This window comes from Streptomyces sp. NPDC033845 (genome assembly GCF_055576225.1).
In genome coordinates this window covers 16,488-41,056 of sequence record NZ_JBVIRI010000029.1, presented here as the reverse complement: position 1 = coordinate 41,056, position 24,569 = coordinate 16,488, and the positions used below count along the sequence as shown (strand labels likewise).

Sequence of the window (24,569 nt, the reverse complement as noted above, 5' to 3'; positions counted from 1 at the left end):
AGTGGAACAGAGCAGCAGCAAGACGAGACGGCTATGGGGCGGTGCGCTCGCGTTCGTACTGCACGGCACGCCGCAATCGTTCCATCTTGAGCGGCAGCAGCTCCCGCAGTCCCTCGTATCGGAGTCGGCCGACCCGGTACGAGGTGATCAGCCCGTTCTCCTCCAGCGGCATCCCTGGGGGCCGGATCACCGCGGTGCCGTCAGAGTCGAGGACACCGTCGTGGTTCATCCAGAGCGACACCCACAGCCGTGACGTGCCATGAGCCCGCTGCATCATGTCTGCCCGAATGGGGAGCCAGCGCTGCAGCGCGGCCCGGGTCAGCGGCGAGATCTCCATCCACTCCCCCTCGCCCTCGGCCGGTCCGCCCTGGGGGCGCCGCTCGATGTACACCGCGGCCGAGTCCTCCGCCAGATGTCCCAGGCGCAGTGCGACGAGTTCACCGCTGCGGGCTGCGGTGTCCAGCTCGACCGCGAGCACGGCGGTCAGCCGGGTCTGCGCCGGGGACATGGCGCCGCCCAGGTACTGGTCGAGCTGGCGGTGGAGTGCTGCCAGGGTGGCGGCTTCCGGGGCGGGCTGCAGTGCGACCTCGCCGCCGCCCAGGTGCAGCGCGGGCAGGCCGAGCGCTTCCCGCAGCAGGTCGAGGCAGGTCCTCCGGACCGCGTTGGTGGGCGCGGAGGTGGGCGGGAAGGCGCCGCCGAGCTGCCGGTGCCGCAGGACGCCGGATTCGGCGAGCCGCAGGTACGGGACGAGCGTCGACTCCTCCAGGAGCCGCTGCAGACTGTGCCGGGCGCCAACCGGCAGCGCATCCCGGGCGAGCGCCCTCTCCAGTTCACCGCGGACCATGGAGAGCTGACGCCGGCGGGCCTCACCGACGTGGAGGTCATCGAGGAGACCGTCGAGGGCGCTGAGGGAATGGAAGGACGACACGGGGCCGATTCTCCCGTACCTCTACCGGGCCGGGGTGCTGTCAGTCCTCTGGCTGGTGCTCAGGAGGAGCCACTGCGAGCCGGACCAGCGCAGGCGCATCGTCATGGTGAAATCGCTGGTCATGGCTATCGGGTTGACGCCGGTGCGGCTCAGGACCCCGGTGCACTCGACCTCCACGGTCGCCTCGGACGCTGTGAACGCCGTCACGGTCGTCCGGGTGGGAGTGGTCCGGCTGACCACCGACTCACCCGCCGGCGGCTGGCCGGCCGGGTTGAGTCCCAGCGTGGCGAGAAAAGCGGGGGTGTACGCCGAGTCCTTCTCGCTCTGGAGCCGGGCGAGTGCGGAGGGGTGGGATATGGACTCCAGCAGCGAGTGCCGCGAGAGCGGGTTGAACATCGCCTCGCCGCCCAGCGCGGTGGCGTACCGACTGGCAGTATCGCGAGCACCCTCCTGGGTCGCACCACCCGCCCGTTCAAGGGGGACCGACAGGTCCGCCGGCGAGGAGACGGGCGGCCGGGAGGAGGGCTCGCCCGCCCTGGTCGCGACGACTATGGCACCGAGCAGTACCACCGGTACCGCCGCGACAGCCAGCAGCCGGGCCCGGCGGCGCTGAGGCCGCGCTGGCAGCTGAGCGGAGTTCGCCGCCCCTGCCACCGGGCCGTGTGTGTGACTGCACCCGTCGTTGATCTTCATGTCCCGCCCCCTCACCGTGGATCCCTCCCCCTACGCTTTCGGGCCGCCTTGAGCGGGCGGGCCCGGATTCCCGGTCCGGCTCTGGGCCTGCGGCGCCTGCTGGGCTCCGCTGTCCGTCCGCCGGGTCGAGTGGGCGCTCATGCCGGCGCCCGGCCCGCCGAGCCCGGACGACTGCGAGGAGGCGGAGGCGGTGGCCGGCCGCCGGTCCGAGTGGGCCGCCATGCCCTGGGCGATGCCCTGGGAGCTCGACCGGGGCGGTGCCGACCCCTGCTGACGGCGCGACATGGAGGAGACCAGGTCCCGCCGACTGCTGACGATGTCGTCGCCGAGGCCGGGAATAAACCGGTAGATCATGACACTGCCGATGATGCTCAGGATGATGATGCCGAGCCCCGACACCACCGCATTCAGAGCGTCCGGGTCGCTCCCCGGGGTGGCCGTGAGCGCGCCGGCCAGACCGAGCACGATCATGATGACGGGCTTGGTGAGGATGACGGCGCCCATGATTCCGGCCCACCGCCGCACGGCCTTCCACAAGTCCCGGTCGACGAGGCCGGAGTAGACGACGGTGCCCAGGACCGCTCCGACGTACAGGGCGGCCGCCCGGATGGCCAGCTCCAGCCACAGCACCCCGGCCGCGATGGCGGAGACGAACGCCAGGAGGATTTGCACGATCGGTCCGCCGCCGACGTCCTTGGAGGAACGGACGCTGGCCGCGAAGTCCTTGAAGAAATCCGCAGATCCGTCGCCGGTCAAGATGTCCGTCACCGAGTCGACCGCGCTGGTGACCACGTAGAGGACCAGGGGTGTGAAGGCGCAGGCCAGTACGGCCAGCCACAGCAGGCCGATGGCCTCACCGAACGCGGTGGCGACGCCGACGCCGCGGACGGCCCTCTTGCCGACAGCCACCAGCCACAGCACCAGGGTCAGGACCGTGGACCCGGCGAACACGATGGCGTACTGCTTGAGGAACCCAGTTGAGGTGAAATCCGTTTCACTGGTGGCCGCCACCGCGGACCCGAGCCGGTCGATTGTCCAGCCCGCCGCATTCGACATCGCGTCCGCCACGGCCTGCAGCCCGGCCGTCCCCAGCAGACCGGTCACACCGCGGTCCCCGCTCAGGCCGCTCGGCGGCCCGGGCTCCCCCGTGCAGTACTCATAGGCCGGAGTCCCCTTGAGCGACTCACACGGACCGTTGCTCGCCGAGGGGCTGGGATTGGGCGTCTTCTCCGCATCCCGGCAGTAGTCACCGGCCGGCCCGACCGGGCACGCCATCGGCACCAGCGCAGGCTGTGCCGGTACGGCCTGGCCTACAGCCATCGCGGGGCCGCCCAGCAGCACCATCGCGAGCACAGCAAACAGAACCGCGACTATTCGTGATCGCACGGACGCCCCCTCCTCAGCCGGAAGGACAAACGCTAGCGGACCCGTGTCGAACCGGTCACTCTCCGGCAGTAGTTACCGCTCGGCCCAGAGCCCCACCAGCACCCCTACGACCGTCGCGAGGACCGCAAGACGGAAGATCATCCGGATGCCCACTGCGTTCTCCACTCACTGGTCGCACCAGGCGCTACCCGCGCCCAGGACAGAGTGCCCCGGCCAGCGGCTCTCATCAACCCGCCCCAGGCCAGGGCGATGACTGAGGTGGCCAGCCCGAACCGCTCTCCTGCACGGCAAGGCCGGCCGAGTGTGTACCGCATCTGAGCATGGGCATGGTCTCCAGGCCGTCGGACGGACCGGCGGTGGGAGGGGACCATGAACACGTACCGCGAGGACAACGCCGAAACGCACGCCCGCAATGCGGTGATCGCAAACGACCAGGCTGAGGCCACCGGGGAGGGCCTGGCCGCGATTGCGTTCGCCCTGCTGGAGGTCGCGCAGGCGATCCGCGAAGCCGCAGCCGCTAAGGACTAACCGGCGACGCTTCGTCATGCGGTGCACGAGGAGGGGCTGTATCGGTGCGACCACCGGTACAGCCCCTCTCGTCTTGTGCAGTCCCCTACTGGCCGCCGTACATCGCGACCGGTTCCGCGACGTACGTTCCGTCCGCCAGCACTCCGTCGGTCAGCACGAACCTCTCGCTCCCAGACGGGCCGCTCCAGGTGATGCGGGTGCCAGCGGGGCGGCTGCTGGGCAGGTGCACCGGCTGGCCGTCGGCGGCGCGGGCCCCGATCAGGGTGTACGTGCGGACCGGCTGAACCCCTGCGGGGGCCGGGGTCGGGCTGGTGCGGGCAGCGTTCCGGCGACGGCGGAGCCTGTGCCAAGAGGCCGCGCCGACCAGGAGCGTGAAGCCGCCCAGGAATTCCGCGGTCCAGCCGGTGAGCACGTCGGTGAGCATGGTGGGTTTCCTCTACTGCGTCGTCTTGGGGCGGAGCATGCAGGGACGGCGGCGTTGATGGCGCGTCCTGAGCGGCACAGTGCGGAGTCGGGGGGCTAGCTCCGCAACTCCCGGTCGGGTGTGCCTGGCGGGCTACGCCCTGGAGGCTGGCCGGTATCGGGGAGGCCGCGCAGGCGCTGTGCGCCGGCATGCCACAGGGACCGCTGCCTGAGCAGACGTTGAACTTGGCCAAGACGGCGAGGAGGTGAACGCGGTAGAGTTCGACATGTCGTTTCCTTCGTGGAAGTGACGAGACGAAGTGAGAGCCACCGCCAGACCTTCAAGGTGTCCAGCCGATGAGGTCCGGCGGTGGCTCTCTGTATTTACTCTACCTTGGATTCCAAGGTGATTCGGTTCCACGACTGGAAGGTCGTACGGCCAGCGTGGAGAGGCGCCTTCGAATCAATGGCGGGGTGCGCTGCTCGTCTGCTTTTGGCGACCCGCGGTGACCGGAGTGGTTGCGGTAGGCGGGGTCTGTGCGCGCGACGCCGGTGATTCGTCGGTGAAATGTGATCCCCATCACGTGCGAGCCCGAAAGTGCGTGCGCATCAGGAAGGGTCGGGCGATGGGTGGTTCGGTCGAGTCGGCGCCTGCTTTAACTCGCTGGTCACGAGCGCCTGGCCCGCTAGTCCCTGGTGGTGGCAACCCGTCAGCCCATCGGGTTCCGCGCACTCCGGTCGAACACTTCATCACCGAGGCCGGTCGGTCCGCCCTCGCGGCAGGCCATCGGCCTACGTTGCCGAGCATGGCCACGGCGCATAGCTCTCCCTTGGGGTGCACCAGAGCGGCCGCTACGGAACCTGCGGCCGCTCCATGTATGCCATCTCGGGTTGTCGGCCCGTCCCGGTCACACCAGACGCAGAACCGGGCGGGAGTCGGGCATGCCCAGCAGCTCGCGGACTCGTGCCGGTGTCCAGGCCAGTTCCTTCGCAAGGGCGGGGATGGTCAGCGTGGCGTCCTGGCTTGCGAGGTCGAAGGCTTGGGAGAGCATGGTCGGCTGCTCGCCTGGGAAGCCGCTGACGGGTTCTGGTGAGAACCCGGGCTGGCCGGCCAGGCCCCGGAGCCGCTGGTATGTCCTGCTTGCGGTGGCGTCGGAGATGAGGCCCAGTTCACGGCAGCGGTAGACCAGAGAGTGCACCGATACGCCCCACGTCCGGCGGAGCCCGGCCAGCTGGCCGAGGTCCATGCGGTGGGGCAGCAGAGGTTGGATGGTGGCCGCCGGCGTAAGGAACTCCGCCGCGAAGGCGTCGGCTTCCCTCTCCTGCCGGCTGTCACCGGTTGCCTCGCCGTGCAGGACCAGATGCCCCAGTTCATGTGCTGCGGTGAAGCGGTGACGGAAGACATCGTTGGCGCGGTTGCGGGTGAGCACGACCAGTGGACGAGCGAGGCGGGAGGAGAACGCATCGACCGTGGCCGCTGTCATGTCCGTCTCGGAGGGCAGGACCACGACGATGCCGTGCGCCTCCATTCGCCGCACGAGATGGGTCACCGGGCCGTCTCCCAAGCCCCACAGCCGTCGGAGTCCCTGGGCTGCCGCACTCGGAGTATCGGGGAGGTCCACCCCTGGGTGGACCTCCCCGCCAGTGAAGCCGGGCAGGTCCACGTAGGGCAGTTGCACCCGCCGCTCAAGGGCGTGCGTGAGTTCCCAGACCTGCTCGGCGTAGGCCAGCGCTTTCTCGCGCTGGGCCTTCGGGGTGCTGCGCAGGCTGCGGAAGTTCGTCATCGAGGAGTCCAGCCGGCACCCCGGCCGCCCGGCGATGAAGAACTCAACCGGCACCTGCAGGACGCTCGCGAGCATCGGTACCAGTTCGGGCCGGGGACGGGAGATCCCTGTCTCGTACTGGCCTACAGCAGCCGGGGTGACGCCTACTTGCTCGGCGACATCCTTCTTGGTCAGGCCGGCCAGACGGCGGGCCTGCGTGAGCCGGGCAGGATCGAACGCATCGGTCACCGCGCGGGGCGTGACCGTGCGGTTCTCCATGCCCGGCAGAACCGGGTGCTCAGTTCTCATTGGTCTCGTTCGTCAGGGGAATCGTCGGTACAGCTTCGGTCGTAGGGGCCACACCGAGCTTCCGCTCCGCGGCCGGGCGGGGCGCCAGCGCGACCAGAGGCTCCTCCCCCTCATCGAAGCCCGGGTGGCCCACGGGCTGGTGGGGGATGACCGGGGTCTTGATGCTGGGGGCGTTCGGGACGGGCAGGGGCTCCGGGTCAATGATCCATTCGAGCTTGCCGTTCTCGTCGGCCAGGGCTGCCACGCCCCAATAGGGCTTCAGGAGACCGGCCGCATTGCATGCGAAGGGCACCAGGACCAGGCGCGTTCCTTCGGGGAGGGCGGCCAGCTTGGGGCGCAGCTCCACTGAGCTGGGGTCGAACCGCAGGTCGCCGAAGAGGTCAGGCTGCTGTGAGGCAGGGGCGAACGCGAACAGCTCGCGTATCACGGACCAGACGTTCTGGATCTTTGCGGCCTGCACGTTCGTGTTCTGCTTGGAGAAGCAGAACGGGTACAGAAGCCCGTGGCCTACGCGCACGAGGTCGAACTGGAAACCGTTCGGCTTCACCAGCTCGGCCCCGGGGATGGTGGCGAGCTGCGAGCTGAGTCGTTCGTATGACCCTCGGTACCGGGCGACCCCGTGTACCTGCGTGGACGTCACGTCTGCTTCGGTGTGCGAGGAGCGGGCGTTGGCCTGCATATCGACCAGGGCCTGGCCGATCCCGTCGCGGACAAGCCGCGCGGTCTCCTCGTCGGTGAACAGCTTGCTGGCCCACGCAGAGACGGGAACGTCCATGTGGTGGCCCACCCTTCAGGGAAGGTGCTTCATGCCGAGGCACTCCAGTAGTGCCCACACTTTAGTTGACAACTCCATTCTTGCGGTAGGGCTATCGTTGTGATGCAGGGTCAGCCCTTGCCACCCGGAGCGCCAGGTACTGGATGGGCGGTGCCGGCCCCGGAATTCGGGGCCGGCGGTGCCCCTACAGATAGCGGTCGAGAGGCTCGGCGGCGTACGTGCCGTCGTGGAGGAGGGCGTCGGTCAGCTCGTACCGTCCCGCCGCGGGGCCGGTGGGGCCCCAGGCGACGACGGTCCCGGCGGGCCGGCTGCTGGGCAGGTGGACGGGCTGGCCGTCGGCGGCCCGTGCGCCGAGCAGGGTGTAGGTGCGGACCGGCGCCGGTACCGCACCCGGCTCCGGGGCGGGCTGGGTGCGGCGGTGCTGCCGGCGGAGCCAGCCCCACGTGAAGACCACCGCCAGCACGGTGAGGCCGCCGAGGGTCTCCGCGGACCATCCGGTGAGCACGTCGTTGAGCTGGTCCGTGCCCAGGGCGAGGGAGCCGTTCACCGGGTCACCGCCGAGCTGACCGAGGGGGCCACGATGGCGCCGGTTTCGGCGAGACGGCGTGCGCGGCGCCGGACCCGGCTCAGACGTCGCTCGACGGCCTTCCGGGTAAGTCCCAGCTGCTGGGCGATCTCCTCCTGGGTGGCGCCCAGGCGCATCGCCTCACAGACGGCCCGCTCCTCCATCGAGGCCCCGTCCAAGATGGTGTTCAGGCTGTCCTGCACCATGCTCTGGGCCTCGGGGGCGGGCAGCGGGATCCGCACCCACTCCTCGTAGTCGGGGTGGTACACCGAGGTCGAGTCGGGTCCCAGGATTTCGCGCATCCGCTGCCGGTACTGGCCGGCCCACCGCCGGTAGGCGTCCCGGAAGACGTACATCGCCAGGTGCAGGAAGTAGCTGTTCAGGCTCCGCCCGCCGTCCGGATCCCAATTGGCCAGGTGGTGCTCCAGGAACTGGGGGACGGCGCGGCCCACGCAGTCGGCAGCGACGTCCAGCCGGTCGTCGTAACTGCGCTGCAGCGCCTCGATCTCGTAGTACGAGGCCTTGAAGTAGATCCGCTTCTCCCAGCACTTCGCGGCGGCGGTACCCTCCCGCATCCAGCCCAGGAACACGCCCCACCCGTACTTCCACAGCCGGTCCCGGAACAGTTCGTATCGGGCGCCCGTGAAACCCGCGTGCTGCAGCTGCGCGAAAAGTTGGCGGTCGGCCTCCCGTTGCGCGGCGTGCCGGTCCGGTGCGCTGGCGCCGTCGGCCGGGTCGGAGGTGTCGGGGGTCAGGTCGGTAAGCATGGGGACGCACTCCATCTCGTACAGGAAGTCATATCCCTGGTCCCTACGTAGCGAAGACGGTTTCATCCCCCTCGATTCATGAAGGAAGTTTTCCGAGCCGGTCGTCTGCCCCGCCGCGGCAGCGGGGAGGGCCAGGGGGGCGGCGCTCTGACTGGCGCCGCGCGCCGGACGGCAGGGTCCGGGACGGGTCGTCAAGCAGCCCCCCGGTGGAACGGGGCCACGCTGGTGGAACGGCCGCTCGTACCCGAGTACATCTACCGGTACAGAGGAGAGAACCGACGTCCGTGGTGGGTGTGGACCGGCGGGGGACCCGCAGCGTCCACGGCCCGCAAGGCCGCTTAACCCACGTTTTCGTGATCTTGGTCTCCGGGCCGGACCCGCACGCGCGGCGGGGGCCGGCGGCCCGCTTCCGTTCATCCGTCTCGCGGGCGGCCCTCTTAACCCGCGTTTTCGCCTGGCTGTGGCAGGGACGGCCTCTGGCTCTAAATAAGTTGCCTTATCAAGAGCCAGCGGCGGGCGGTGGGTTGGGGCGGAGCCCGGTCTGTCCCGGCCGGGTATAGACGTGGTGGACTGTCATATGCCAGTCCATGAAGGGGCCTTGTCGGGATGGTGAATGACAGGAGAAACTGTCGTAATGGATACCGACAAGGAAATCGACATCTGGGGCGACATCAACTCGATCCGGACCCCGGCCTACACCGAGCCGACCGAGGACGACATCGTCACCCTCCAGCTCGCCATCACCGAGGCCGCCGACGAGATGGCGTGGCAGATCTCCGCACGCGCCCAGGCCCACCGGGCCGCAGGCGGCACCGCCCCCGACCGCGTGGTGCTCTCCGGCGACTACCAGCTGGCCGTCCTCTACTCCCTCCGCATGGCGCTGTCCGCCGTCGAGCGCCGAGCCGAGTCCGCCGCGACCGTCGCCGGGCACCAGGGCGCCAGCTACACCCGGATCGGCGAGGCATGGGGCATCACCCGCCAGTCCGCCCGCCTGCGCTGGCCCGACGCCGTCCCCTCCCGCGCCGACCTCCCCCAGCCCCCGGTCACCGTCCAGCACGCCGGCGGCACCGCCGCCGTCCTCCACCAGAAGGCCACCGACCGCTGGATGTACACCGCACTCGGCGCCGACGGCACCCAGCACGTCGGCGAGCCCGAGTTCACCACCAGCACCGACGCCGCCGACGCCGCCCGCGCCTACCTGACCGAGCACAACACCGCGATGTGGACCTGCCAGCACTGCGCCGCCGACAACCCCACGGGCATCGGACCCATCTGCGGCTTCTGCAACCACCGGAGGAACACCTGATGTGGGCATCCGTCATCGCCGTTCTGGGCACCCTCGCCGGCGCCCTGACCGCCGGGGTCCTCCAACACCGCACCGCCCGCACCGCGCGGGCCGAACAGCGCACCGACGGCCACCGCCAGGACCAGCTCGCCGCCGTCACCGAGTTCGCGGCCGCCCTCGACGCCCACCGCTCGGCCATGTTCCACCGCGAACGCCTCACCCTCACCGCAGCCGGCCCGGAACTGGAACTGGAAGCCCAGACCCGCTCCCACGAGACCCGGGCCGCCATCACCGCGCCTCACATCCGCTTGCAGATCCTGGTCCCCGAACTGGCCGTCCCTGCCCAGCGTGCTGCCGACGCCACCTACGCACTCCGCATGGCTTCCGACCGCGCCGAGCTGGACACCCGACGTCACGCAGCCAAGGAGGCCGCCGCTGGCTTCGTCACCGCGGCTGCCGCGCATCTTCGCCTTCGCCCGGACTCCACCTGACGGGGGCGCCCCCGAGTACGCCAGGGTCTGGCGGCACGGACATGAGCGCCAACCTCCGGCACGGCCCGGTGGCACAACGAAGCCGGGACGGGAGACCGTCCCGGCTTCGCCATACGGGTCTGCTCAGGAGGAGGACGCTGGCTTGGCACCTGCACGGCGTGCTGCTCGTTGCTGTGCCATCTTGGCCCGCTCCGCCGGCTGAACGTAGATCACCACAACGGCCTCGTGAATCAGTTCGGCGATGTCCGCAATCTCCTCGGCCGAGTAGGCGAGCGCGTCATGCGCAGCGTCGTTCCCCACGAACCGGGCCTCTTGGAAGGCGTCCACGATGTCTTTCGGAACACCAGCCTCCCCCAGGGCCGTGATGCGCTTGTCCAGGTTATGGCCTGCAGCGCCCCTGTCCTTGGCGATCTGCTCTACCGCGGCGCGGTAGCCGATGCCCGCCAGCCTGTGCGCTCCGGCTGCTTCAGCCAGGGCTGCCTCAGCGAATACTGCCCGCACGATCTCCGGAGCCTCCGAAGGCAGTTCGCGAGGTGTGCGGGGAGGCCAGACCTGTTCGAGAGTGATCGTCTCGAAGACCTCACGCCTGCCTTGCGCCTCCGAGACGCTGGAGGTGAGCGCGTGTCGTAGGTAGACGCTGTCGTGCCTGCACCAACTGCACGTAAGGGTCACCAGGCAGCGCACCGAGGAAGGGCTGCCCTCGGATCCCTTCTCAACGGTGCCATCCAGCTTGGAGTGGAGTGCGACCCTCAGCGTGGTGAGGCGCTCGCAGTTCGGGCAGAGCCCGGAAACGTGGCCGAGCGTGGAGGTGTAGCCGTTGAGGTCGGGGAGTCCGTGCGTCATCTTCGGAAGGTAGCTGACCCTGCTGACAGATGAGCAGGCTTTCCGGGGCCCGAGAAGCACCTACCGGGCGTGTCTCGGACCACGCCGCAGTCACATGCAGCAGATTTCGGCGGCTGGGATCCATGGCTACGGCCCACGAGGCTGCCGCTGTTGCCACCTGCACGGCCCGGAACCCGCCGCCATCTCTTCAGCCTCCAGATAGGGGAGAATCGAGGCGGGCCAGATCCACGGGAGCGAGGGGGACGACCATGGGGGCCGCAGTACGCAGGATGTCCGCCGCAGCCGCCGCGGCCGCGCTCACCGCCACCGCCCTCGCCCGGCCCGCGACCGGCACGGTGGACACCGCCGCCGTTCCCCGCCAGGAACTCTCCGACGCCGCACGCGCCGCGACCGAGCGCGGCATCCCGGACGCCACCCGCCGCGGCTACAGCGGGGACTGGGCCCGCTTCGAGCAGTGGGCCGAGGTCCACGGATTCCGGGCCCTGCCGGCCACCGCCGAGACGCTGACCGAGTACGTCACCTGGTGCACCCTCACCCCCCGGCCCCGCACCGGCCGCCCCTACAAGCCGTCGAGCATTGACCGCGCCATGGCCTCCATCGCCGTGGCCCACCAAGCCGCAGGCCTCCCCCAACCCAGCCAGACCGGCGCCCGCCTGGTCCTGCGCGGCTACACCGCCCACCTCAAAGAGACCAAGAACCCGGCCGGCCGGACCCGGAAATCGGCCGCCGCGACGCCCCCGCTCCTCCGCGAGATGATCGCCCACACCGACACCACCACCCTGATCGGACTACGCGACGCCGCCGCCCTGGTCACCGGGTTCGCGCTCGCCGCCCGCAGCTCCGAGGCCGCCCTGCTCGACTGGGAGGACGTCACCGAGGCCGACGAGGACCAGGGACTCCTCTACGACCTCTACCGGCCGAAGGTCACCAACGACCAGCCCCTAGGCGTCCCCTACGGCAGCTACACCTCCACCTGCCCGGTCCGCTGCCTACGCGCCTACCGCCAGGCCCTGCTCGACCACGGCCACCAGCCCACCGGCCCGATGCTCCTCCGCATCGACCGCCACGGCCGGATCAACCCGGCCATGACCCGCCACGGCCGCCCCATCGGCGACCCCACCGGCCGCATGACCCCCGAAGGCGTCGCCGACATCGTCACCCGCGCCGCCCGCCGCGCCGGCCTCGGCCGTCCCGACGCCGTCCTCCCCGACGGCGCCCCCCGCTGGACCGGCCACGCACTCCGCCGCGGCTACGCCGAGGCCACCCGCCACGCCAAGAAGAACCAGCTGGAGTCCGCCCGGCACGGAGGCTGGGCCGACGGCAGCAGGGCGTTCGCCGGATACCACGACCGGGCCGCCGCATTCGACGAGGAATTCAACCCGCTGTACGGCATCGGTCTGTAGCCCCTGAATCTGCGTCGATTTCCTCGCAATTTCCGGGCGTATTTCAGAGAGAGATGCGAGGCTTCAGCGCGCTTCATTTCCCGTGTGCCATACGGAGTTGAAAACCGCCCGTGATATCATGGGTGATATCACCACGCGAGGGCGGGCCCCACGCTTGCCTGCCAAGCGTCGGCGCGGGACCCGCGGGCGTGACGATCCAGATGGGCTCACCCTCACGGGTGGGCCCATCGTCGTGTCAGGTCATCAGCAGCCACGTACGCACCGCGTAGTAGACCGCCTGCAGACCAGAACCCAGGACTCGCACCACATCACCGACACGTTGCACCCGGGTCCTCGCCGGCCCGGACCCCGAGGGGTCAGCACCGACGCTCACGCCTAACACCTCCTCCCTACAGAACCCGCCTGCACGCAGGCGGAACAAGGACGAAGCAAAAGGCACTTTACCATCAAGGCGCCCACCATTAACCCCCAGATGGCCTGTTGACGCCACATCAGGAGCTTTCCTTGTAGGTGGTCCCTTTCCGTCCGAGATGACGGAACGGGGGAATAGTTTTCTCGTTGCCTATTGGGCATACGCTATGCCCGCAGGTCAGGGCCGCGAAATGGGCTCTGAGAGCGACGGGTCGACCCGTCGGCCCCCCGGTCGGCCCCAGGCGGGTGAGGGCGGATCAGCCGAGGATCCGGGTAACCGTGACCACCCCAGGGGCCAGGGCGGAAACCCCAACGGCGCCGGGCACACTGGGCCCATGCCCCTGCATGATCCTGACGACGTCCTGTCCGGCTGGGTACCTGCACGGGACCCGGGCCCGGCCCCCGACCTCGCCCAGCTCGACACCACCGACCCGCTGACGGAGGAGTGGCTGCTGTCCGACCACCCTTGGGCGGTGTCCGAACGCGGCCGCCGACGCCAGGCCGAGCTCCAGCAGGCGATCGAGCACTCCGCCCCCGAGAGCCCGCCGTGGGTCCGGGAGCTGGAGATCGATTCGGCCGAGCCCGACCAGGCCTACGTCGCCCGGAGGCGCCGGTCCCTCGAAGCGCGGCGCCGGCTGCACAACCCCTCGTACGTTTACCCGCCCGCACTGATTGGCCCCGTGGGAGCACTCTGGGCTCCACCCAGCCACCCCGCCCACACCCCCGGTCTGCGACCCGGGGGATGGAGCGCCGAGGGGCGCTGATAACCCTGCTCGTACGGATCCGCGCGCCTGGGATCGCCCGCTGCCGGTCCCGGTGAGGCTGCGGGCGAAAGGCCGACCAGGGGGGCCGTGTTGAGGCCCGAGTCCCCGACCGCGGCTGCCCACCCGCAGCAGTCGCCAGACCCCGACCGGTCCGGTCGGGGTCTGGCCTTTTCTCATAGCAGGACGCGAGGGGGCCGCACCGAACGGTCGGCGCGGCCCCCTCGCGGTCACGAGCCGGGCGTAGGTGTCACGTACGTCAGGACGCCCAGGCCGAGCAGCGCGAGGGCGATGAAGACGCCGCCGCCGGTCTTTACGGCCGACAGGGCCGGGTCTCCCATGGCGAAGACCACGACACCAGCCGCGAGGCCTATGAAGCCTGCCAGCAGCAGGGCGAAGGCAACGCAGAGGTTCTTAGGCAATGTTCCGTTCCCCTTGTGAAGAGGGGGGTGGACAGACCGATGCCGAGGCAGCCGAGCCCGACCACCCCCGTTGGCATTGACAACAGGCGCGATCAACCCGAGTGCGGCCGACTCACACTCGAAAGGCGGTGGCTGCCTGCTCTCGTCGCCCCAACGCGGACATGCGCGGGTGCCTCGGATCCACAGGGAAACGCTTGCCTTGATCCCCATACGTCGGCGGGGAAGCACTTCCATGATATCAGGGGGGCTGTCAATGGCAGGGGTAATTTCGGTGCGCCCGGCCGCCGTTGACGCTGGTGGCAACGCCATGGGCAGGCGAGGGGACAAAGGAGCTGCAGGAACGCCTACCGTGGTCTTGTGTCCGCCAGCTTCGATCCGCCCTCCGTATGGCTCACCCTGCCCGACGGCCAAGAGGTGAGGGCAAGGCTGCACGCCAAGCGATGGACCCCCAGCGGGTGGCGGTACCGGGTAGGTATGCCGGTCTGGTCCGTGACCGACTCCCAGGGCGTGGAGCCGGTCGAGTACACGGTGTGGGTTCCCGCAGGCGACGGCGAGTACGTGCGGCCCGTCGAGGGGACCGACTACACCACCGTGCCGGTCGAACAGCGGCCGCCGTCCCATCCCTACCTCGCGCCGCCCCCTCCCGGAGCGAACATGAGCTGGGCCTGGACGGTGGAGCGGACCCGGGCCGGAGGCCCCGGCAGCCGGGCGACCGGCACCGTGGTCCACGAGCACGGATGCGAGCTGGCCCCCACCGATGGGCCCGAGCTGGACCTGGACGAGGCTCTTGCAGCCCTTGCCCGCCCAGGTGCCCGGGCGTGCCAGGAGTGCGCCGCGGCCGAGGTGCTCACCCGCCTGTAGAAGGACTGCCCTGCATGCTGACGGCCTCCTGTGCCGACGTTCCGATTCCAGCTACGACGGGCCCGGCCACGCCGAGCGGCCGCCGCCCCCTGCTGGCTGACGATCGGTCACCGCCTGGGCTGGGGCCGTGGGGGAGTTTTCCCCAGGCGGAACCCAGGTGTAGCCGCAGGCCGATAGCGTGAGCGGGTGGGAACAAGGATCTTCTACATCGATGACTCTGGTGCTGAGAGCACCGGGTACGTCGTCTACGGCTGGGCCGACATCGACATCGCCGAATGGAGCAGGGCCCTGCGCCGGCTGCTCGACTTCCGCAGGCAGCTCTACGCGGACACCGGCATCCCCGCCGACTACGAGCTGCACTCCACCCAGTTCATCGCCGGCCGCGGCACGCCGTCGACCCGTCGGGCGTGGAACCGGCAGAAGCACCGGCGCCAGCAGGTGGCTCAGGACAACCTTGCTGCGATCGCCGCGCTGCCGGGCACCAGGGTGGGCGCGGTATGGAGGCACACCACCGACAAGGGGCGCGCGTACTACGACCAGCGCTCCGCGGTATACGCGGCGATGCTCGCCGACATCGACCAGACACTGGAGCGGGACGGTGACCACGGGATCATCGTCATGGACGGCGACGGGACCGACGGCAGCTACCAGCGCGAGCACCGCAAGCTGAAGCTGGCCACCCGCCGGATCGTCGAGGACCCCTGGTTCATGGGCTCCCATCACAGCCAGCCCGTGCAGGCCGCCGACCTTCTCGCCTACACCGCCTACCAGGCGGTGCAGCGGCACCCGGGCAAGGGCTTCATGTGGGACTGGTGGAGCCGGAAGCTGCCGGCGGCCGGTTCGCCGAGGCGAATCTGAGAAACACGAAGGCCCGGCAACGAGGCCGGGCCTTGGAAAGCTAGACCCGGTGATCCCACGTACGTAGGCCAGGTCCGCACCGTCATTATGCCATATAGCATCCGTGCTTACCAGATGTCGATGTCCGAGTCCGCTGGCACAGCGCCGGCCCGGGTATGGGAGAGGGCACCCCACCAGTGGGGTGCCCTCTCCCATACCCGGGCTGTTCAGGGGTTGCCGAGCGGCTGGAACCTCTCGGCAGCGCTGGTCAGGTCGTTGCCGTCGCCGGGCGGCCGGGTGCAGTCGAGGAACCGGCCCAGGCCCCGGCCGGCCCGTGCGAGGAGTTCCGGTGAGGGGACACCGTAGGAGGCCGGGCCGGCCTGCAGGTCGGCGAGCGGGTGGAGGCGGACGGTTCCCTGGGCCGAGATGTGGGCCGGGCCGGTCAGCCGCATGTTCCCGTCGGGTGTGACCCGGACCTGCAGGCGGCCGCCGATGGCGTCGACGGTGTACTGGACCGCCTTCGTCTGGCGGGGCATCCGGTGCAGGGCCGCGGCCACAGCCGCGCACGCGCCCGTGCCGCAGGAGGGGGTCTCCCCCACACCGCGCTCGTGCACGCGCAGGACCAGGTGGGTCGAGCCGAGGTCGCGGACGAACTCGACGGTCGCCCCGTGGGGGTAGGCGCTGGCCGGCCGGACCTGGGGAGGTTCCGCCAGGGTGCCCGCGTGGTCGAGGTGGTCGACGAACACCACCGCGTGCGGGTTGCCGACATCGACGTGCAGGGCGGGCCAGCTGCGGGCGCCCACCGTGACCGTGATGGACGACGGTCCGGGGAAGGCGGGTCGGCCCATGGCCACGCTCACCTCTCCGTGCTGCGGGGTGTTGCCGACGGCGAGTCCGAGCAGGCGGACCCCGGCCCGGGTGGCGATGGCGAGCGGCCCCCCGGAGTGGCGGCCGGTGGAGGCGAGGTAGCGGGCCAGGACCCGGATGCCGTTGCCGCACATCGCGCCCAGGGAGCCGTCGGCGTTGCGGTAGTCCATGAACCACTCGGCGGCCGCGGCCATCGAGGAGCCCTCCGGCGTCGCAGCGCAGCGCACCAGGCGCAGGATGCCGTCAGCGCCGAGGCCGGTGCGCCGGTCGCACAGCCGCACGACGGTGGCGGGCGACAGGTCCAGGGTGTTGTCGGGGTCGTCGAGCACGATGAAGTCGTTGCCGCTGCCGTGCCCCTTGGCGAAGGGGAGGTGCAGGGGTGCATCACTCATGAGTGGGTGTCTCCACGTCGTCGATACGCAGCCAGACCATCCGTGTGCCGGCCGCGGTGGTGGTCATGCCGTAGGCGGCCGCTGCCTCCAGGACCTCGACCAGGTGGGGCCACTGCTCGGCGGAGACGCCGGAGGGGTCGGCCTGGAGGAGAAGGAAGCCGGGGTGCCGGGTGATGCGCGGTGCCTGGCCGGTGAGGCGCGTCAGGGCCGCCGCCGCAGCGGCTTTCAATGAGTCCATCCGCCATCCTCCGGTCACGCATAGCGCACCTAGTCACTAACTCTTAGCTAGTGACTAGGTTGGCAAATGGTGACCCCGGATGGGGCGGATTCCAGAGAATGAGCTGGCGTATCTCGGCAGCGGTGAAGGGGAGACATGTCGGACCGGATCAACCCTCCCTACCTGCGCGTCGCCCAGGAGTTCCGGGCCCTGATCGCGTCGGGAGAGTGGACCCCGGGCAGCCGCCTGCCCTCCCGCGACGTCCTCGGCGCCCGGCACAGCGCCGGTGAGAACGTGGTGCGACGGGCGCAGGAGCTGCTCATCACCGAGGGCCTGCTGGAGGGCCGGGCCGGATCCGGCACCTACGTCAGCCCGCACCAGCGGACGGTCATGCTCAGGTTCCCCGCCGCTCCGACCTCGCCGGCACCGGCCGGGGCCTCGACGTGGGACGCCGAGAGCGAGGCCAAACTCCCGGCGCCCGCCCCGGTGGCCGACCGGCTCCAGATCGCCGCCGGAGACCATGTCGTGCGGACGTCGTACGACTTCCTCGACGACGCCCGCCGTCCCGTCGCCACGGCCGTCAGCTGGGAGCCCATGGCGATCACGGGCGGCACCCCCGTGGTCCTGCCCGACGGAGGCCCCCTCGCCGGCCGCAGCGTGCCCGAGCGCATGGCCGAACTGGGCATCACCGTGGCCCAGGCCCACGAGCGCACCCGCCCCATCCAGGCCGACACCGACCAGGCCCACCGGCTCGGCATCGCCCCCGGCGCGCTCGCCACCCTGATCGAGCGCACCTACTACGACACCGACGGCCGCCCCGTGGAGACCGCTGACATCGTCGTCCCGGCCAGCCGCTGGACCGTCGACTACCGCCTGCCACTGGCCTGACCCACCGCCCGTCGGCCAACCAACCCGACGGGATCCCGCCACGGTTGAGGCCGCGGGCGCGGCTCGGGAATCATGACCCCCCAGGCCCGGACGGGCCGACCAGGGGGAGGGGTAGACACCATGTCCGACGCGCGCCCGGGAGCACTCACCAGAGCCACCTCGGTACTCGGCTCACCCGCGCTCGGGGCGGTGCTCAGCATCGCCGGACTGGCCGTCCCCGTGATCGGCTGGATGGCGGACCGGGTCAACCTCCACCTGCTGCTGGCCATACAGGCCGTCCTCATCCTCATACTCGCCGCAGGGCACTACTGGACCCGAAGGACCTACATCCACCTGCGCCGGGTCACTAACCTGCGTTCCATGGATGACGCCGCGTACTACGACCGTGTCCGCGCCCAGCTCGAAGCCGAACTCATCTCGGACTACGGCGAGATCGCCGACGGCCACCTGCGGGTGTACGCCGCCGAGGTCCCCCGCCTGTCCACCCTGCTGGTCAACACCGTCACCGAGGCCGGCGCCCAGCCGCAGCGGATCCTGGCCGCCGACCTGACCACCAACCCCGGCCTGCTGACCGGCCGCCGCGAGTACATCGCCGCGAACAGGCGGTTCACCGAGGCCGGCGGCCGCATCGACCGCCTGTTCATCGTCCACGCCGCCGACCTCGCCCAGCAGGAGTTCGCCACCTCCCTGCTCGCCCTCATCAACCAGCACCGCGAGCTGGGCGTCACCTGCGGACTCGCCGTCCGCGACCGCCTGCGCGCCGACCAGGCCGTCGATGTCGTGGTGTTCGCCAACGCCGCCGCCCTGGTCGAGGAGGAGCAGGGCGACGCCGACTACCAGCGCGGCCGCAGCAGCGTGTACTTCAAGGGCGTCCAGCGCTGGGCCGGCCGCTTCGAGTCCGTCTGGGGACACGGCGCGGACTCCGCCCCCCGCGTCCTGCAGACCTACGAGGCCACGGCCCGCCCCATGCTCGACGCCGGCGCCTGGGACCACGACCGGGCAGCCGCCACCGTCGCCAGCCTCTGACCCCTCCCCCGCACAGAACGCCAACGGCGGCCCACCGGCATGGTGAGCCGCCGTCTTCATGTCCAGAACCCCCCGTCAAAGTTAGTGACTAGAAGTACTTTAGGTGATCAATGGTGGGGGACGGCCCCGCCCTGGTCCCCGGGAACCGTCTTGCTCCTCGCCTTAGCCCTGATCGCGGCCGGAGTGCTCCTCCGCCAGCCCGACCGCCTCCACTTCCGCCGCGGCCGACCCCGCACCGCACCAGCCGCCCAGCTCATAGCCCACCAACGCCGCCGCGCCACCGACACGACCCCTGCGTTGCTACTGGCCGGACAGTGGGTACAGATCATCGGCTACTGGCTGCTCGCCCCCCACGGCCCACTCGCCGCCATCGCGGCCGCCATCGGTGTCGCCGTCCAGTTCCGCCACCTCCAGGAGATCAGCCACCACGCCGTCCACGGCGTACTGGCCCGCACCCGCACAGCCAACCTGCGGCTCGCCCGCTACGGGGCCCACCTCCCCCTCGGCCTCGGACCCGTCGCCGACCGGCGCCGCCGCCACGTCCGCGACCACCACCCCAGCGCGACCCTCGCCAGCGACCCCAACCTCGCCGACCTCGCCGCCGCAGGACTCCGCCCCGGCACCATCCTCGACCGCCGCGGCATGGTCCTGGCCGTCCTTCACCCGCTGACCCCCCTCGGCGTACGCACCACCGTGACCGGCCTGCTCGCCAACCTGCGCGCCCACCGGGGCCACCACCGCGCCACCGCGACGACCGCCCTCGCGGCCGCCGCCGGTGCCGCCTACGCCGCAGGCGGTTGGACGGCCGTCCTCGCCGGAGCCCTCGCCCCCCGCCTGCTCCTGTACCCCCTGCTCGCATGGTGGTCCCTGCTCGCCGAGCACACCTGGTTCGACCCCGACCACCGCACTGGGACCCCCGCCCAGATCGAGGCCGGCCGCTGCCTGCGCCTCTACCCCCGCACCCCCGTCCTGGCCGCCGCGGCCGCATCCACGTGGCTCCCCTACGGCGACCTCCACCACTACGCCCACTCCGCCCACCCAGGACTCCGCTGGAACTACCTCCCCGCCCTCGAACGCCACCTGCCCCCGCCCCACTTCACCCCCGATGCCCTGCTGGCCGGCCCCCGATCCGTCCTCCGACGGCATCAGGCGGCCCTCCGATCCCCGGCAGCCAAACCGCTGTAGGCGCACCGCAGACCGAGCCACACAGCAGGGCCCCGGCGGGAAACCGTCCGGGGCCCTTGTGGTTCTCAGTCCCCGCGCTCGTAGCGGACGGCGGCATCCAGCACGTCCCGCTCCAGGTAGTCGACCCACCCCGGCCCCCTGGTGGCGGGCGCTTTCCCCGACTCAAGCCCGGCCGCCTCCCGGCGCGAAGATGATGGGGGCCTGATCAACGAGCAGAGAGGCCGCCCATGCCCGCGACCGTTTGGATTCTGAACCCGTCCCACCGGGACGGCCCCTATCAACTCCTCCGCATGGGATGGGTCACGCACATCGGGCAGGACGACGCCGGACAGGTTGTCGTGCATGACAGCAGGGGCGACAAGCACTACCCGGTCCGCATGTCCAAGAGGGGAGAGACCCCTGCCGACTTCGGAATCCAGCTGCTCCAAGCGCTCGACCGCGCACGCCGGGCCGCGGCCGAGCTGGACAGCGACCGGATCGTCGCCGCCCGCAGTAGCGAGGGCGCCTGGTCATGGGAGGTCTACGCACCCGACGAGGTCCCGCCCGCGCAGAACGAGCCCCCGAAGCCGACGACCACACCGCCGGCGGGCTGGCAGCTGGGGCTCCTGCCTGCGCCCCTGGACGGCCCGAACGGCTCCTTCGTGCCGAACCCCCAGGGTGGTATGCCCCGGTGGGCGCCCAACGACCCGGCCCAGCCAGAAGCGAAGGCCGCCACCGAGTGACATAGAGATCCATCCGCACGCGGCGTCCGGACGGCGCCGACACCACCACCAACAGGGGGGACCAGAACATGGGTAAGACGACCAAGAAGGCCAGGCAGGCGCCACTGTCCGCCGACCGCGTCCGCACCGGCTGGCAGGGCCCGGCCGGCACCCGCATCCGCTTGGCCCGGCCGCAGGACGCCGACGCAGCCGACGCCTTGCTCGCCACCTCCGGCGAGGGCGTCGGGTTCCTGCCCGAACTGCGGACCGCCATCGAAAGCGGCACCGTGGCCTCCACCATGCTCGACGGCCTCGGCGGCCCGACGGCATACCGCCACACCGCCTCGCACACTTTCACCAGCCAGCCCATGACCGAGGCCCTGACCACCGTCTGCCTGCCGCTGGTCGCGGTCGACGAATCGGACCGCACCGTCGGCACGCTGTCCGCGACCGCCCCCGGAACGCTCATCGACATGGCCATGAAGAACGGCTTCGGCCCCGACAAGGCCATCGCCCTGAGCCTGTTCGTCGCCAAGGTCCACGGCCTCGCCGTCGCCGAGCATGCCCGCGGCCAGGGAATCGCCGGCATGCTGCTCAAGCGGACCTGGCAGGTCTACCAGCAGCTGGGCTACTACGTGGTGTACGGCTCATACGAGGCGGATCGCAATCTCGGCGCCTTCTACACCCACCACGGCTGGACCGTCCATGCCGCCGGGGAACCCTTCTCCCTCGACTCCATCGCCCTGCCCTTCCGGCTCGGCGCGGGCGACGACCAGTGCATGTTCACCCGCTGGCGGCCCCGCCGCTGACCGAAAGCGCACGGCTCGCCGGGGCCGGCAGCTCCCCAGCCCCGGCGGGCTTGCGGTGCCCCGTCGGGGCAGCTTGTGCCCGTCGGCGGCCGCGGACAGGTCCGGGGCCAGAAGAATGGGAGCAAGGGCTGGTCTGACCGGTGGTGCGGGTGGCCACTGCGGAACCGCACTCGGTCGCAGCTTCGCTGGGGCTGGCCCTCCGTGGCTCACGTTCCAGACCGGGACCTCTCGGGGCACAGCATGAGACTCGGCCGCAGGCTGTTGACCTGCGGAAAGGTACATTCGTGGAACCCGTGAGACCGTCCCACGCACGCGCAGGCGCGAGCGGGTCTCATCCGGCCCCTCGCCCCTACGAGCAGTGGTGGCCGGATGCTTCCCTCGACAGCGACGGGGAGGCGCTCCTTTGCGCGGGCCTTTCCGCCCGGCAGCGGCCGTCAGGCCGCCAGCTTCACCTGCTGCCCGCGTTCGTTCTTGGCGCTTTCCAGGCCGGCTCGGAGCACGTCGGCGACGCCGTAGCCCTTCGGAAGCTGACGCCGGACCAGGCTCCACACCGAGGTCATGTAGGCGACGAAGTGCGCGACGAAGGTGTGCGACACCACCGGCCTCCGGTCGCCCTCCCCGATCCCGAACAGGTGCAAGTGGGCATCCAGGTCCGCGCGGGCCGCATCCATCTCCCCGCGGCCGAGGACAACCTCTCCGTCGAGGATCTGCTGGACCGCACGGTCGAACATCCGGCGTCCGCCGTTCCCCACCAGCTCCATCAGCCCCCGCGACAGCAGCCACCCGGCGGCGCCGGCCCGGCCCATCTCCGTAGGCTCCTCCTCCCGCATCCCAAGAGCCGTGACCCACCGTTCGGTCTCGTCGGGATCCATGGGGGTCTCGCCGTCCATGTGCACCCAGGCCACGGTGAGCAGATCACGCAAGGGCTGCTCGGGAACCTCATACCCAGCAGCCCGCAGCCGTGCCTGCAGTTCCCTCTCCGTCGGGATGCGCTGCCGGACCGGGCTCGTCGTCGTCATCAGCCGCGCGACGATCTCAGCCGTCTCGAAGGCCGGCCCCAGCTCCATCCCCTCCGGGACGGGATGCGCCTCCCTCTCCCTGTCGATCAGATCCACGGACATCCGCAGCATCTCCCGCGTCGCCGCCCGGATTGCCCTGTTCAGCAGCGCATCCCGCACCGGCGCCCCGCTGTCCAACCAGGCCAGCAGAGCCAGGTCCACCCACCCCCGACCCCGCCGGGCGTGCCGCCCCAAAGCCGTGGCCAGCTCGACACTGCCCTCCGGTAAGGAACAGGTACTCCCGTACTTCCCCCGCCAGGCCTGACTCGCCCGGGGCAACAGCCCCACCTTCCGCCACCGCTCCAGCTGCGTGGCGCTCACCGTCACCCCCGCCGCGCTCACCGCGGCTATCAGATCCCGATCCGCCTTACTCGGCGCGCTCCTCGACATACCAACGACGGTACGGCGCCCCTCCCCCGCAAACAGCCCCAACAACGCGGGGGTGCAACCCGGTTCACGGCTGGACCCCCGCGAAGAGCACCCCGGTTCGCAACAGCCCCCCTTCCTACCTTCGGAGAACAGCCACAGCCGCCGCCGGCGGCCGGGCCCTCGAAGGGACACCCATGACCTACGTACGCCCGCACTACCGCGCCGGCCGACCCGTCCGCGGCTACCACCGCACCGGAATCCCCGCCCGGCACCGGGGCGCCAGCGCCGCCGGGGGTGGAGTCGGCGCGTTCCTCCTGCTGCTCCTCGGCCTCTACCTGCTGTCCGCAAGCCCGGACACCGACGGCAAGAACGGGCCCCGGGACACCCACCGCACGCCGCTCCTCACCATCACCCAGACCGCGAAACCGTCCCGCTGACACCCATCCCCCGCGCCTGGTTCCCCCGGCCGGCAAGACCTCCCGCATGGCGGACCAGGAGACACACCGCCGCCGGTCGGCGGACCGCCCCACGGGACCGGCCCTGATCTGCGAAAAGTGGTGCCCCCAAACCTGTAACGATGCCGAGGGCCGATCCGTCCATAGGAATGCAGGGCCGCAACCGAGCAGCACGAAAGGGGAAGTACGGATGACCGGATCGAGTGAATCCGCCGGCGGGCCTCTCCGCGCCCCCTTCGACCGGGCGCGCAAGGCATACGAACCTCTGACGTGCAGAGCCCTCCTGAGGAATCGTCACCGCTCCCCGGATTGGATCCAGCCAGAATCACATCAGCCCCACGAAAACCTCAGCGACACGCCCGATTCCGTAGTGAATAGCTCTCGGAGTGTGCAAGGATCTTCACTGTGACCACGAAGACTGGAAAAGACGGCAACGGACCGGGCTCCGGCCCGCCCCGCGGCCGCGAACAGCGGGGGCGCCGCGTGCAGTACGACGCGACGTCCGGTCAGAACTGGCGCACCGGCGTGGTCGTGACCCCCGACGAGGCTGTGAAAGCCATCGCAGCCGCCAGGGCGACCGGGCTGTCCTTCGCAGGACTGGTCAACGAGCTGATTCGGCGTATGCCGGTCGACGAGAAAGGCCGCCCCACGTGGGCGGACGAGCTGGACGAACAGAAGGCGCTCCCCATGACCGGGTAGCGCCTTCCGCAAGACCACGTGCGTACGCGCCAAAAAGCCCCGGCCAACTTCCCACCGGGGCGGCGCCCAACGACGTACAGGGGTCAGCTTCACTCCCCAGCGAGCTGAATCCCCAACTGATTCACATGTAGTTCCCACCCGGTCGACTTCCCAGTCGACCACCGTCCATCAGCGCCGCCAAGCGCTGCCAGGCCCAGAGCGACCCGGCTTCCAACCGAGTCCCTCGCCCCTACAAAGAACAGGAGGTGAGAAGAGCCCCACAGACGCTTTCCACGGCGACTGTCGGGCGGTGGTGCCCTGACCACATCTGCGTTGCAGCTGTGTAGCTGTAGTTCGGAGCAAGCCCTTGAGCGACCTGGTTGGCCGCGCTCGGAGCCCAACCGCCAGCAGGCGGGAGGGGGCTTCGACGTGCATTTGTAGTTAGGAGCACGACCATCGTAGCGGACCGCTACGGTGCCGGACAGCTCATGCCC

General features: G+C 70.4%; 27 protein-coding genes. 14 read left to right on the top strand and 13 right to left on the bottom strand.

What is annotated here, in order from left to right:
* Nucleotides 1-31 precede the first annotated feature (31 nt).
* From ACZ50K_RS34370 to ACZ50K_RS34360, 3 genes are all read right to left on the bottom strand, one after another.
* Complete coding sequence (locus tag ACZ50K_RS34370; RefSeq protein ID WP_468910685.1) at nt 32-928, bottom strand: hypothetical protein; 897 nt, start codon at nt 926-928, stop codon at nt 32-34.
* A gap of 21 nt (nt 929-949) precedes the next feature.
* Complete coding sequence (locus tag ACZ50K_RS34365) at nt 950-1,498, bottom strand: hypothetical protein (RefSeq protein WP_468910683.1); 549 nt, start codon at nt 1,496-1,498, stop codon at nt 950-952.
* Nucleotides 1,499-1,651: 153 nt separating this feature from the next.
* Nucleotides 1,652-2,725 carry a hypothetical protein gene (locus ACZ50K_RS34360; RefSeq protein ID WP_468910680.1) on the bottom strand — a complete coding sequence of 358 codons (1,074 nt, stop codon included), beginning with the start codon at nt 2,723-2,725 and terminating at the stop codon, nt 1,652-1,654.
* A 651-nt stretch (nt 2,726-3,376) separates the two neighbouring features.
* Here ACZ50K_RS34360 and ACZ50K_RS34355 point away from each other — a divergent pair.
* Nucleotides 3,377-3,535 carry a hypothetical protein gene (locus ACZ50K_RS34355; RefSeq protein WP_468910678.1) on the top strand — a complete coding sequence of 53 codons (159 nt, stop codon included), beginning with the start codon at nt 3,377-3,379 and terminating at the stop codon, nt 3,533-3,535.
* 85 nt (nt 3,536-3,620) lie between these two features.
* On the opposite strand, the gene ACZ50K_RS34350 is transcribed toward ACZ50K_RS34355, so the two are convergent.
* The 5 genes from ACZ50K_RS34350 to ACZ50K_RS34330 all read right to left on the bottom strand — a co-directional run bounded on the left by ACZ50K_RS34350 (nt 3,621) and on the right by ACZ50K_RS34330 (nt 8,116).
* A complete protein-coding gene (locus ACZ50K_RS34350) occupies nt 3,621-3,959 on the bottom strand; it encodes a hypothetical protein (RefSeq protein ID WP_468910676.1) in 339 nt (112 codons plus the stop codon).
* A gap of 886 nt (nt 3,960-4,845) precedes the next feature.
* On the bottom strand, nt 4,846-5,979 hold the full coding sequence (locus ACZ50K_RS34345; RefSeq protein ID WP_468910675.1) for a helix-turn-helix domain-containing protein: 1,134 nt from the start codon (nt 5,977-5,979) through the stop codon (nt 4,846-4,848).
* 19 nt (nt 5,980-5,998) lie between these two features.
* Nucleotides 5,999-6,784: a hypothetical protein gene (locus ACZ50K_RS34340; RefSeq protein WP_468910673.1), complete on the bottom strand. Its 786-nt coding sequence runs from the start codon at nt 6,782-6,784 to the stop codon at nt 5,999-6,001.
* 184 nt (nt 6,785-6,968) lie between these two features.
* A complete protein-coding gene (locus tag ACZ50K_RS34335) occupies nt 6,969-7,331 on the bottom strand; it encodes a hypothetical protein (protein ID WP_468910671.1) in 363 nt (120 codons plus the stop codon).
* Nucleotides 7,328-8,116 carry a hypothetical protein gene (locus ACZ50K_RS34330; RefSeq protein ID WP_468910670.1) on the bottom strand — a complete coding sequence of 263 codons (789 nt, stop codon included), beginning with the start codon at nt 8,114-8,116 and terminating at the stop codon, nt 7,328-7,330. The genes ACZ50K_RS34335 and ACZ50K_RS34330 overlap by 4 nt, the downstream gene beginning before the upstream one ends.
* 634 nt (nt 8,117-8,750) lie before the next feature.
* Here ACZ50K_RS34330 and ACZ50K_RS34325 point away from each other — a divergent pair.
* Nucleotides 8,751-9,422: a hypothetical protein gene (locus tag ACZ50K_RS34325; protein WP_468910667.1), complete on the top strand. Its 672-nt coding sequence runs from the start codon at nt 8,751-8,753 to the stop codon at nt 9,420-9,422.
* A complete protein-coding gene (locus ACZ50K_RS34320; RefSeq protein ID WP_468910664.1) occupies nt 9,422-9,892 on the top strand; it encodes a protein kilB in 471 nt (156 codons plus the stop codon). Before ACZ50K_RS34325 ends, ACZ50K_RS34320 begins: the two co-directional genes overlap by 1 nt.
* 123 nt (nt 9,893-10,015) lie before the next feature.
* Here the strand turns inward: ACZ50K_RS34320 and ACZ50K_RS34315 are convergent, their stop codons facing one another.
* Nucleotides 10,016-10,735 carry a DUF4145 domain-containing protein gene (locus tag ACZ50K_RS34315; protein ID WP_468910663.1) on the bottom strand — a complete coding sequence of 240 codons (720 nt, stop codon included), beginning with the start codon at nt 10,733-10,735 and terminating at the stop codon, nt 10,016-10,018.
* 248 nt (nt 10,736-10,983) lie between these two features.
* On the opposite strand from ACZ50K_RS34315, the gene ACZ50K_RS34310 reads away from it, so the two are divergent.
* Together ACZ50K_RS34310 and ACZ50K_RS34305 are read left to right on the top strand one after the other, a co-directional pair.
* Nucleotides 10,984-12,138, top strand: coding sequence for a site-specific integrase (locus tag ACZ50K_RS34310; RefSeq protein WP_468910661.1), 1,155 nt, complete (start codon nt 10,984-10,986; stop codon nt 12,136-12,138).
* Nucleotides 12,139-12,884: 746 nt separating this feature from the next.
* On the top strand, nt 12,885-13,313 hold the full coding sequence (locus tag ACZ50K_RS34305; RefSeq protein WP_468910660.1) for a hypothetical protein: 429 nt from the start codon (nt 12,885-12,887) through the stop codon (nt 13,311-13,313).
* A 227-nt stretch (nt 13,314-13,540) separates the two neighbouring features.
* On the opposite strand, the gene ACZ50K_RS34300 is transcribed toward ACZ50K_RS34305, so the two are convergent.
* The gene (locus tag ACZ50K_RS34300) at nt 13,541-13,732 is read right to left on the bottom strand and encodes a hypothetical protein (protein WP_468910657.1); all 192 of its coding nucleotides are present in this window, start codon (nt 13,730-13,732) and stop codon (nt 13,541-13,543) included.
* Nucleotides 13,733-14,206: 474 nt separating this feature from the next.
* Between ACZ50K_RS34300 and ACZ50K_RS34295 the strand changes: the two genes are divergently transcribed.
* On the top strand, nt 14,207-14,593 hold the full coding sequence (locus tag ACZ50K_RS34295) for a DUF6233 domain-containing protein (RefSeq protein ID WP_468910654.1): 387 nt from the start codon (nt 14,207-14,209) through the stop codon (nt 14,591-14,593).
* Nucleotides 14,594-14,779: 186 nt separating this feature from the next.
* A complete protein-coding gene (locus ACZ50K_RS34290) occupies nt 14,780-15,451 on the top strand; it encodes a DUF3800 domain-containing protein (protein ID WP_468910651.1) in 672 nt (223 codons plus the stop codon).
* 206 nt (nt 15,452-15,657) lie between these two features.
* Here the strand turns inward: ACZ50K_RS34290 and dapF are convergent, their stop codons facing one another.
* Both dapF and ACZ50K_RS34280 read right to left on the bottom strand, forming a co-directional pair.
* The gene (gene dapF, locus ACZ50K_RS34285) at nt 15,658-16,689 is read right to left on the bottom strand and encodes a diaminopimelate epimerase (protein ID WP_468910648.1); all 1,032 of its coding nucleotides are present in this window, start codon (nt 16,687-16,689) and stop codon (nt 15,658-15,660) included.
* Nucleotides 16,682-16,927: a hypothetical protein gene (locus ACZ50K_RS34280; protein ID WP_468910646.1), complete on the bottom strand. Its 246-nt coding sequence runs from the start codon at nt 16,925-16,927 to the stop codon at nt 16,682-16,684. Before ACZ50K_RS34280 ends, dapF begins: the two co-directional genes overlap by 8 nt.
* Nucleotides 16,928-17,062: 135 nt before the next feature.
* Here ACZ50K_RS34280 and ACZ50K_RS34275 point away from each other — a divergent pair, with 135 nt between their 5' ends.
* The 5 genes from ACZ50K_RS34275 (at nt 17,063) to ACZ50K_RS34255 (ending at nt 21,515) form a co-directional block, all read left to right on the top strand.
* Nucleotides 17,063-17,794 (top strand): GntR family transcriptional regulator, encoded by a 732-nt coding sequence (locus ACZ50K_RS34275; protein ID WP_468910643.1) that lies wholly within the window; start codon nt 17,063-17,065, stop codon nt 17,792-17,794.
* A gap of 120 nt (nt 17,795-17,914) precedes the next feature.
* Nucleotides 17,915-18,820 (top strand): hypothetical protein, encoded by a 906-nt coding sequence (locus tag ACZ50K_RS34270; protein WP_468910640.1) that lies wholly within the window; start codon nt 17,915-17,917, stop codon nt 18,818-18,820.
* Between the two features lie 150 nt (nt 18,821-18,970).
* Complete coding sequence (locus ACZ50K_RS34265) at nt 18,971-20,005, top strand: fatty acid desaturase (protein WP_468910638.1); 1,035 nt, start codon at nt 18,971-18,973, stop codon at nt 20,003-20,005.
* A gap of 290 nt (nt 20,006-20,295) precedes the next feature.
* The gene (locus ACZ50K_RS34260) at nt 20,296-20,727 is read left to right on the top strand and encodes a hypothetical protein (protein WP_468910635.1); all 432 of its coding nucleotides are present in this window, start codon (nt 20,296-20,298) and stop codon (nt 20,725-20,727) included.
* A 68-nt stretch (nt 20,728-20,795) separates the two neighbouring features.
* Entirely contained in the window at nt 20,796-21,515 is a 720-nt protein-coding gene (locus ACZ50K_RS34255; RefSeq protein ID WP_468910632.1) for a GNAT family N-acetyltransferase, read from the top strand.
* Between the two features lie 434 nt (nt 21,516-21,949).
* Here ACZ50K_RS34255 and ACZ50K_RS34250 read toward each other — a convergent pair whose 3' ends face one another.
* On the bottom strand, nt 21,950-22,735 hold the full coding sequence (locus ACZ50K_RS34250) for a hypothetical protein (protein WP_468910629.1): 786 nt from the start codon (nt 22,733-22,735) through the stop codon (nt 21,950-21,952).
* 401 nt (nt 22,736-23,136) lie between these two features.
* Here ACZ50K_RS34250 and ACZ50K_RS34245 point away from each other — a divergent pair, with 401 nt between their 5' ends.
* Complete coding sequence (locus tag ACZ50K_RS34245) at nt 23,137-23,379, top strand: hypothetical protein (protein ID WP_468910628.1); 243 nt, start codon at nt 23,137-23,139, stop codon at nt 23,377-23,379.
* Nucleotides 23,380-23,802: 423 nt separating this feature from the next.
* Nucleotides 23,803-24,096 carry a hypothetical protein gene (locus ACZ50K_RS34240; protein ID WP_468910625.1) on the top strand — a complete coding sequence of 98 codons (294 nt, stop codon included), beginning with the start codon at nt 23,803-23,805 and terminating at the stop codon, nt 24,094-24,096.
* Nucleotides 24,097-24,569: the final 473 nt, after the last annotated feature.